This window comes from Collinsella sp. CLA-SR-H006, from assembly GCF_040097075.1.
GTDB lineage: Bacteria > Actinomycetota > Coriobacteriia > Coriobacteriales > Coriobacteriaceae > Collinsella.
Map to the genome: position 1 here is coordinate 1 of NZ_JBBNPD010000024.1, position 8508 is coordinate 8508.

The window sequence follows — 8508 nt, forward strand, 5'->3', positions numbered from 1 at the left end:
GTCGCAGCCCCGACCCGCGGCCACGAGCGGGGGCTCCTATCTTTTTAGTGCCCTCGGATTGGGTCATAGTGTCTGTCTAAGCTCGGTATCGATCGCGGTATTTGCAAGAGTATGATCTCGTGTGGTCTGCCACTCGGTTTTCAATCGGCTGCCTATTCGATCTCGAACGTGCTGATCCAGGTGTCGGTTAATTCGTTTGGCGCCGATGTCACGACTGCTTGGGGTCTATCTGGGCGCCTGGATGGCATTATCTGGATGGTGACCGAGGCGCTCGGCGTATCGATCACTACGTTCTCGGCGCAGAACTTTGGCGCGCGCAACTACGAGCGCATGCGCAAGGGCTACCATACGTCGCTCGTGCTGTCGTTTATGCTCATTGGTGGCCTGTCTGCCGTGCTGCTGGTGTTCTCGGGCCCGCTGTCGCGTTTGTTTGTCGACGATGCTTCGATTTCGGCGTACACCACGACTATCCTCCATTTCATTGCGCCGTTCTATACGATTTTCTCGATTATCGAGAACGCCTCGGGTTCCATCCGCGGCGCCGGCGTGAGTTTGCAGCCTATGATGCTCACCATCTTTGGCACCGTTGTCTTGAGGGTGATCTGGGTGTTTGCGATCATGCCCTTCGATCCGTCGCTCGAGCATCTACTGCTGGTTTACCCCGTAACCTGGCTCATCACCGCAACCATGTTCACCATCTACCACCACAGCGGCAACTGGCTAGGTCGCGCCACCGCCTAGCTCATCCGTCAGATACCCCTGATAAGTTGCGGTGAAATAGTTCCTGAAAAGCCCTTGCGGACCGTCAAACAAGTACTATTCCACCGCAACTTCCTTATGAGCTGTAGGTGTTGGCGGAAAACGAATCAATTAGTATTCGATGCCTTGGCGGGCTAGGAGGCCTTCGTCGAAGTAGTGTTTGATGGGACGTATTTCGGTGACTAAGTCCGCGAGGTCGGCCAACGGCAGCAGCCCGCGGCCGGTGAGCACGAGTTCCGTGGTGGCGGGCTTTATCGCGATCAGCGCTTCGACATCCTCGCGTGTCACGAAGCCGCGGCGCATGGCCTCGCCGAGTTCGTCCAAAATCAGAACGTCGACCTGTGATATCTGCTCGCATGCGAGCTCCATGATCTGTGCGGCGCAAGCCTCGGGCGTGTCGCGGTCAGCTTGTACGATGCGCAGCCCCAGGCGCGGCGCGGCATCGTGTTCGGCGCAGTGCAGTTTCTTGGCAAACTGCAGCCTAAGAACGTCGAGCCCGTAGCCCGTCGCGCGCAGCGCGAGCCCCAGCGCAGCCGTCGTCTTGCCCTTGCCGTCGCCTGTATAGATTTGAACCTTGCCGACTTACAGTGATGCCATCTCTGTCCTTTCGTGCCCGGCGTCGGTTTATCGCCGTCCGGGTTGGGTATTCTAGAAAGCATTATCAACCCCAGTAGATGGAGTTCAAGCAGATGGAGATGGATGACAACAAACGTAGACGGAATATGATTCTCTACGTGCTCATCGCCTTCGTCGTCTACCTCGTGCTCTCGACCGTTCTGTTCCCCAACATCGGTCACACGCAGCAGATTACGAAGACCGATTACTCGACGTTTGTCAAAGCGCTCGATAAGAAGAGCGTCGACAAGGTCGAGTACAACACGGACGATTACTCGATTTATTACACCAAGAAGGGCGAGGACGAGAACATCGCCTACAAGACGACCGGTGTGCCGAATGACGCGGGCTTTACCGATCGCGTGCTTGAGTCTGGCGCTTCGCTGGAGTCGGTCGTTCCCGATAAAAACTCGGGTTTGATGACCTACTACCTGCTCACACTCATTCTTCCCATGGCGATTTTCTTCCTCATCGGTTGGTGGCTCAACCGCCGCATGAAGAAGGCTATGGGCGATGACGGCCCGTCGATGAACTTTGGCGGCGGCGGTTTTGGCGGCGGCGGACTGGGTAAGTCCGGCGCGCGCGTGATCGCCTCCAAGGACGTGGGCGTGACCTTTAAGGACGTCGCCGGTCAGGAAGAGGCCAAGGAGTCTCTCAAGGAGGTCGTCGACTTTCTGGAGAAGCCGCAGCGCTACGAGGAGATCGGCGCCAAGCTGCCGCGTGGTGCTCTCCTTGTTGGCCCTCCGGGTACCGGTAAGACCCTGCTTGCCAAGGCTGTTGCCGGCGAGGCCGGTGTTCCGTTCTTTAGCATTTCGGGCTCTGAGTTCGTTGAGATGTTTGTCGGTCGCGGCGCTGCTAAGGTTCGTGACCTGTTTAAGCAGGCCAAGGAAAAGGCACCGTGTATCGTCTTTATCGATGAGATCGATACCATCGGTAAGAAGCGCGATGGCGGCGGCTTTAGCGGCAACGACGAGCGCGAGCAGACGCTCAATCAGTTGCTGACCGAGATGGATGGCTTCGATAACCATAAGGGTATCGTTGTCCTTGCCGCAACCAACCGCCCCGACAGTCTCGATCCCGCTCTACTGCGCCCCGGTCGTTTTGACCGCCGCATCCCCGTCGAGCTGCCCGATCTGACCGGCCGCAAGAACATCCTCGAGCTGCATGCCAAGAGCGTGAAGACCGAGCCGCCGATCGACCTGACCGCGATTGCCCGCGCCACGCCCGGTGCCTCGGGCGCCGACCTGGCCAATATCATCAACGAGGGCGCCCTGCGCGCCGTTCGCGAGGGTCGCAAGCGTGCAACCCAGGACGACTTCGAGGAGTCGGTGGAGGTCGTCATTGCCGGCCAACAGCGTAAGTCCACGGTGCTGTCCGACCACGAGAAGCAGGTCGTTTCTTATCACGAGATCGGCCATGCCATCGTTGCCGCTCGCCAGAAGGGCTCTGCGCCGGTCACGAAGATCACCATCGTGCCGCGCACGAGCGGTGCTCTTGGTTATACCATGCAGGTCGAGGAGGACGAGCGCTTCCTGACGACGCGCCAGGAGGTCTTGGACAAGCTCGCTGTCTATTGCGGTGGCCGCGCAGCCGAGGAGCTCATCTTTGGAGAGATGACGACCGGCGCCGCCAACGACATCGAGCAGGCCACCAAGCTCGCCCGTAATATGGTGACGCGCTTTGGTATGTCCGACGAGTTTGGCATGATGGCGCTCGGTACCGTGCAGAACGCGTATCTCAATCAGGACACGTCGCTCACCTGCGCCCCCGGTACGGCCGAGCGCGTGGACGCGATTGTCGCCAAGCTGATCGAGGATGCGCACGACCGCGCTTTGCAGATTCTGAAGGAGAACAAGTTTAAGCTCCACGAGCTGGCTCGTTATCTGTATAAGAAGGAGACCATCACGGGCGAGGAGTTCATGAACCTCCTCACGCGCGAGAATCCGCTGATGCCCAAGCAGCAGTAAAGCCGCGGCCGAGCCAGTAAACGCCGACGCCCCATTTGAGCAGCTTTCTCAAATGGGGCGTTTTGCTTGAGAGGGATGGAAATGAAGATCGTGGTGAGCGCCTGCTTGATGGGCGAGAGCTGCAAGTATAACGGGCTCGACAACTACCATCGCGAGTTGGTCGAGGCCTGCGAGCGTACAGGGACCGAGGTCCTCTTGGTGTGCCCTGAGGTCTTTGGGGGCCTGCCCACGCCGCGCAAGCCGTCCGAGATTGTGAACGGAGAGGTTCGTACCTGCGAGGGCATATCGGTCGATCGCGAATTTCGCCTGGGTGCCCAACGAGCGCTCGATATGTGCGAGCAGGCGGGCGGGCCGGAAGAGATCGCCGCGTGCATCCTGCAGGACCGTAGTCCCTCGTGCGGCGCGGGTCGCATCTACGACGGAACATTCAGCGGCACCCTTACGGCGGGCAACGGCGTCTTCGTTGATTTACTGCTCCGCCACGGTTATCGCGTGATCCCGGCTAGCGAGTTCGACCCCAGCATGCTGGAGCAATAAAAAACCACCACAAAGGTGCTGCTCCCTTGTGGTGGTTTTGGCCTGGGTCTAGAGCGTGTGGCCGTAGGCGTTGGCGGCCTTGATGGCGGCGGCGAATTTTTCGTCGGTGAAGGGCTCCGGGTTGCCTTGCTTCCACTCGTTGGTGGCGTGCGCGTGCTCGCACAGGGCAGGGATATCGGTCTCGGAAAGCCCGACCTGCTCAAGCGTTACGGGCAGCCCCATCTGCTTGTTGAAGTCAGCATAGCGCTTAAGGTTCTCGGTGTCGCCCGTGTAGGCGAACAACACCAGCACGCCCAGGCTTACGACTTCGCCGTGCAGGTAGGTGCCCTCACGCGGAATGCTGCAGGCGGCGTTGTAGAACGCGTGCGCCACGCTCGAGTTGTAGTAGTAATCGTTCTGGTTGGTCAGGTTCGAGACATAGCCCGTGTTGACCACGATGTCGAGCGCGATCTGCTTGACGGCCTCGCTCGACAGATTCTGACGAACGTCCTCAAGACCCTGAACACCGTAGGTAAACAGCGGCTCGGAACAGGTGTGGGCAAGAGCCAGGCCAAGGCCGGCGGTGTGCTCCAGGTCGCCGGCGCTCGTGGCGTACTCGACTTCGGGCTGCTTGGACAGGGCGTCGCCCACGCCGGCCCAGAAGTACTCCGCCGGAGCCTCGGCGATGATCTTGGGATTGATGAAGATGTGCGCCGGTCGGTTGGGGTACGAATAGCCCTCGAGCGATCCATCGTCGTTGTAGACGACGGCAATGGCGGTCGCGGCGGAACAGTTAGAGCAAATCGTCGGCACCGTAAAGACAATCTTCTTGAGCTCGATTGCCGCTGTCTTGACGGTGTCGAGTGCCTTGCCGCCGCCACAGGCGATAAGCACGTCTGCCTGCTGGCAAGCGGGGGAGTTCACGACCTTGGCGATATTGGCGCGCGTACTGTTGGTGCCGTAGACGCGCGTCTCCAGAATCTCGACGTCGGTACCTTCAAGCGCCGCCTCGATGCCCGGCAGCGCCGCAGCTAGGGCTCGCTTGCCACCAATGATGGCGACTTTCTTCGCGCCGTACTCCGCCAGTGCGGCGGGCAGCTCGGTAAAGCAATCCTCGCCGACGGTGTAGTCGCTCATTCCGATTGTGCGCATGGCAGCCTTCTTTCGTTAGTTAAAGTGCTTTCAGGTATTTTGCTCCTAGAGAAGGCTAACGACCACGAGAAATTTCTTACGTATGAAACCAGTGTTGAGGGTTTTTCGCCGGCGCGGAACGTGCTAGCATACTCCGCATAAGCGTTGATGGGGACGAGTAGTCGGCCGTCCGCATGCCACAGAGAGCGGGGAGCGCTGAGAACCCGTGCATGCGACCGATGAAAATCACCCCGGAGCTGCGGTCCCAACGGACGTGCCGCGCAGGCACGTCTTAGTAGATATCGCCGAGATGGTCGTCGATACAGGCCAGCCGAGTAACGGATGCGAGCGCGCGAATACGCGGGCGAGGGCATCTAAGCTGGGTGGTTAAACGAAGAGCTTTTACGGGCGTATAGCCCGTTTTGTGGCGCTTCGTCCCAGCTTGTAGGGACGGGCGCTTTTTTGGTGCCCAACGGGCGTGCGCGCCCACGACATGAAAGGGGTACCGTGGCAAACGAGTACAAGCAGACGATGAATCTGCCCAAGACCGGTTTTCCCATGCGTGCCGGTCTTTCCAAGTCCGAGCCCAAGCGACTCAAGGACTGGCAGGACAACAAGGTCTACGAGCAGGTTCTGAAGAAGAACGAGGGTCACAAGAAGTTCGTGCTGCACGACGGCCCTCCGTACGCCAACGGCCCGATTCACATCGGCCACGCCATGAACAAGATCTCCAAGGACATGATCAACCGTTACTGGATGATGCAGGGCTATGAGGTTCCCTATGTCCCCGGTTGGGACTGCCATGGCCAGCCGATCGAGCATAAGGTCGAGGAGAAGCTCGGCACCGAGAAGTTCAACCAGACCTCCACGGCTAAGATCCGCGAGCTTTGCAACAAGTTCGCCGTCGAGAACATCGAGCTGCAGAAGGCCGGCTTCCGTCGCCTGGGCGTGCTCGGCGACTGGGATAACCCCTACCTGACGCTCTATCACCAGCATGACGCTGCCGACATCGAGGTCTTCAAGGCCATGTTCGATAAGGGTATGATCTATCGCGGTCACAAGCCCGTCCATTGGTGCAAGCACTGCCACACCGCACTCGCTGAGGCCGAGATTGAGTACTCCGACGAGACGAGCCCGTCCATCTTCGTGCGCTTTGAGATGACCTCCAAGCCCGCAGGCCTCGAGAACTTCGACGGCCCGGTCGACTTTATCATCTGGACGACCACGCCGTGGACCATCCCCTCCGACCAGGCAGTTTCTCTCAAGCCCGGCGCCGCCTATGTCGCCGTTGAGCACGAGGGTCGTGCCGAGGTCATGCTCGAGGACCTGGCTCCCAAGTGCTGCGAGGAGTTTGGTTGGGAGTACGCCCCGGTTATGGTCGACGGTAAGCCCTATGTGGTTCCCGCCGAGACCTTCCACCACATCCACTACAAGCAGCCGATCTTTGATGGTGTTGAGGGCGTGGCGCTGCTGGCCGATTACGTCGGTGTCGATGACGGTACCGGTATCGTCCACAACTCGCCCGGCCACGGCGTCGACGACTACTTTGCCTGCCTCAAGGAGGGCATTACCGACATCTGCATGCCGGTCGATGACGACGGCAAGTTCTACACCGGCGAGGAGTTTGGCACCGGTGGCCCCTTCAGCGGTATGGATACCGATGAGGCCAACCCGCACATCATCGAGTTCCTGCGCGAGCGCGGCACCCTGGTCCTCGAGAAGAAGATCACGCACAGCTATCCGCACTGCTGGCGCTGCAAGCACCCGGTGCTCTTCCGTGCTACCGACCAGTGGTTTGTCTCTATGGACAAGACCGGTTTGCGTGAGCAGGCTGGCAAGGAGGTTCGCGAGAACGTCAAGTGGTATCCGGCTCACGCCGCCAACCGCATTGGCGCCATGGTCGAGCAGCGTCCCGACTGGTGCATCAGCCGTCAGCGCAACTGGGGCGTGCCTATCCCCAGCTACACCTGCGCCGACTGCGGCGAGAAGGTCATGAACGACGCCACGCTCGACGCCGTCATCAAGCTCTTCCACGAGAAGGGCTCCGACGCCTGGTTCACCGACGCTCCCGAGAGCTACCTGGGTGAGGCCTGCGTCTGCCCCAAGTGTGGCGGCCATCACCTCAAGGCCGATAAGGACATCCTCGACGTGTGGTGGGATTCCGGCGTGTCCTGGAAGGCCGTCTGCGAGTATCGCCCCGAGCTTGAGTACCCGGCTGACGTGTATCTCGAGGGCTCCGACCAGCATCGCGGTTGGTTCCAGAGCTCGCTGCTCACTTCGGTGGGCGCCAACGGCCATGCTCCCTACAAGGCGGTCGTCTCGCAGGGCTTCACGCTCGACGGCCAGGGCCGCAAGATGTCCAAGTCGCTCGGCAACGTCATCGACCCCAATAAGGTCTGTGACGAGATGGGCGCCGACATCATCCGCCTGTGGGTTGCTTCCGTTGACACCAGCTCCGACGTGTCCATCGACCACGAGATTCTTGCCCGTACGTCCGATGCCTACCGTCGTTTCCGCAACACGCTGCGCTTCCTGCTTTCCGAGCTCGAGGGCCAGTTTGAGCCTGAGACCGACGGTGTCGCCTTTGCCGACCTGCTGCCGCTCGACAAGCTCATGGTTGCCCGTCTGACCCAGGTTCAGGCCGAGGTCGACGACGCTTACTCTTGCTACGAGTTCCCGCGCGCTTACCGTGCGCTTTATGACTTCGTGGTTACCGAGCTTTCCAACGTGTATCTCGACGCCCTGAAGGACCGCCTGTACTGCGACAAGCCCGGCTCGCTCGAGCGCCGCAGCGCCCAGACCGTGCTTGCCGAGCTCTTCTCGATGCTCATGCGCGACCTGCAGCCGATCCTGTCCTACACGGTCGACGAGGCCATGGCCTATGCGCCCGCCGGCTGCGTCGATCACCAGAAGTACGCCGCGCTGCTCGATTGGTACAAGTCGCCCATCACAATCGACGAGGCCAATGAGTTCGAGGGCGTGCTCGAGGCTTCGCTCGAGCTTCGTAGCGCCGTGACCAAGGCCCTCGAGGATGCCCGCTCCGCCGGCACCTTCACTAAGAGCCAGCAGGTCCGCGTCAAGGCGGTCGTTCCCGCCGAGATGTATGCGCTGCTGACCGGCGACAAGGCCGTCGACCTGGCCGAGTTCTACATCGTCTCCGATGTTGAGCTGACTCAGGGCGAGGAGCTTTCCGTTGCTATCGAGGCTGCCGATGGCGAGTGCTGCGACCGTTGCTGGAACTACCGCACCACCGTCGGCGAGTACAACGGCCACGCGCATATCTGCAAGCGCTGCGCTGACGCGCTGTAAGTTACGGCGTTCGTAGAACGCCGTAACCTACCGACGCTGCAAACGCCCCTAAGCGGCAATCTGACGTTCAATCGTCGGTCGCGTACCAAAGTACGCTTCCCTCCTCTTTCACGTCACCTTGCTCGCTTAGGGACGTTTTCGCTCATATGACCCAATCCGCTGTCAAGAGCCACAATGGCCCCGCCGACCGCTTGCAATCGGTCGGCGGGGC

6 protein-coding genes are annotated in these 8508 nt (G+C 60.2%); 4 read left to right on the forward strand and 2 right to left on the reverse strand.

From position 1 onward, the window contains the following. Window positions 1-111 precede the first annotated feature (111 nt). On the forward strand, window positions 112-741 hold the full coding sequence (locus AAA069_RS09785; RefSeq protein WP_349128257.1) for an MATE family efflux transporter: 630 nt from the start codon (window positions 112-114) through the stop codon (window positions 739-741). Between the two features lie 129 nt (window positions 742-870). On the opposite strand, the gene AAA069_RS09790 is transcribed toward AAA069_RS09785, so the two are convergent. Then, on the reverse strand, window positions 871-1326 hold the full coding sequence (locus tag AAA069_RS09790) for a cob(I)yrinic acid a,c-diamide adenosyltransferase (RefSeq protein WP_138112399.1): 456 nt from the start codon (window positions 1324-1326) through the stop codon (window positions 871-873). Between the two features lie 122 nt (window positions 1327-1448). Here AAA069_RS09790 and ftsH point away from each other — a divergent pair, with 122 nt between their 5' ends. Together ftsH and AAA069_RS09800 are read left to right on the forward strand one after the other, a co-directional pair. After that, complete coding sequence (ftsH, locus tag AAA069_RS09795) at window positions 1449-3341, forward strand: ATP-dependent zinc metalloprotease FtsH (RefSeq protein ID WP_171021520.1); 1893 nt, start codon at window positions 1449-1451, stop codon at window positions 3339-3341. Between the two features lie 81 nt (window positions 3342-3422). Further along, complete coding sequence (locus AAA069_RS09800; protein WP_138112401.1) at window positions 3423-3878, forward strand: DUF523 domain-containing protein; 456 nt, start codon at window positions 3423-3425, stop codon at window positions 3876-3878. 48 nt (window positions 3879-3926) lie between these two features. On the opposite strand, the gene AAA069_RS09805 is transcribed toward AAA069_RS09800, so the two are convergent. Next, window positions 3927-5009 carry an iron-containing alcohol dehydrogenase family protein gene (locus AAA069_RS09805; RefSeq protein ID WP_215693515.1) on the reverse strand — a complete coding sequence of 361 codons (1083 nt, stop codon included), beginning with the start codon at window positions 5007-5009 and terminating at the stop codon, window positions 3927-3929. Between the two features lie 486 nt (window positions 5010-5495). Between AAA069_RS09805 and ileS the strand changes: the two genes are divergently transcribed. Next, on the forward strand, window positions 5496-8297 hold the full coding sequence (gene ileS / locus AAA069_RS09810; protein ID WP_349128259.1) for an isoleucine--tRNA ligase: 2802 nt from the start codon (window positions 5496-5498) through the stop codon (window positions 8295-8297). Window positions 8298-8508 lie beyond the last annotated feature (211 nt).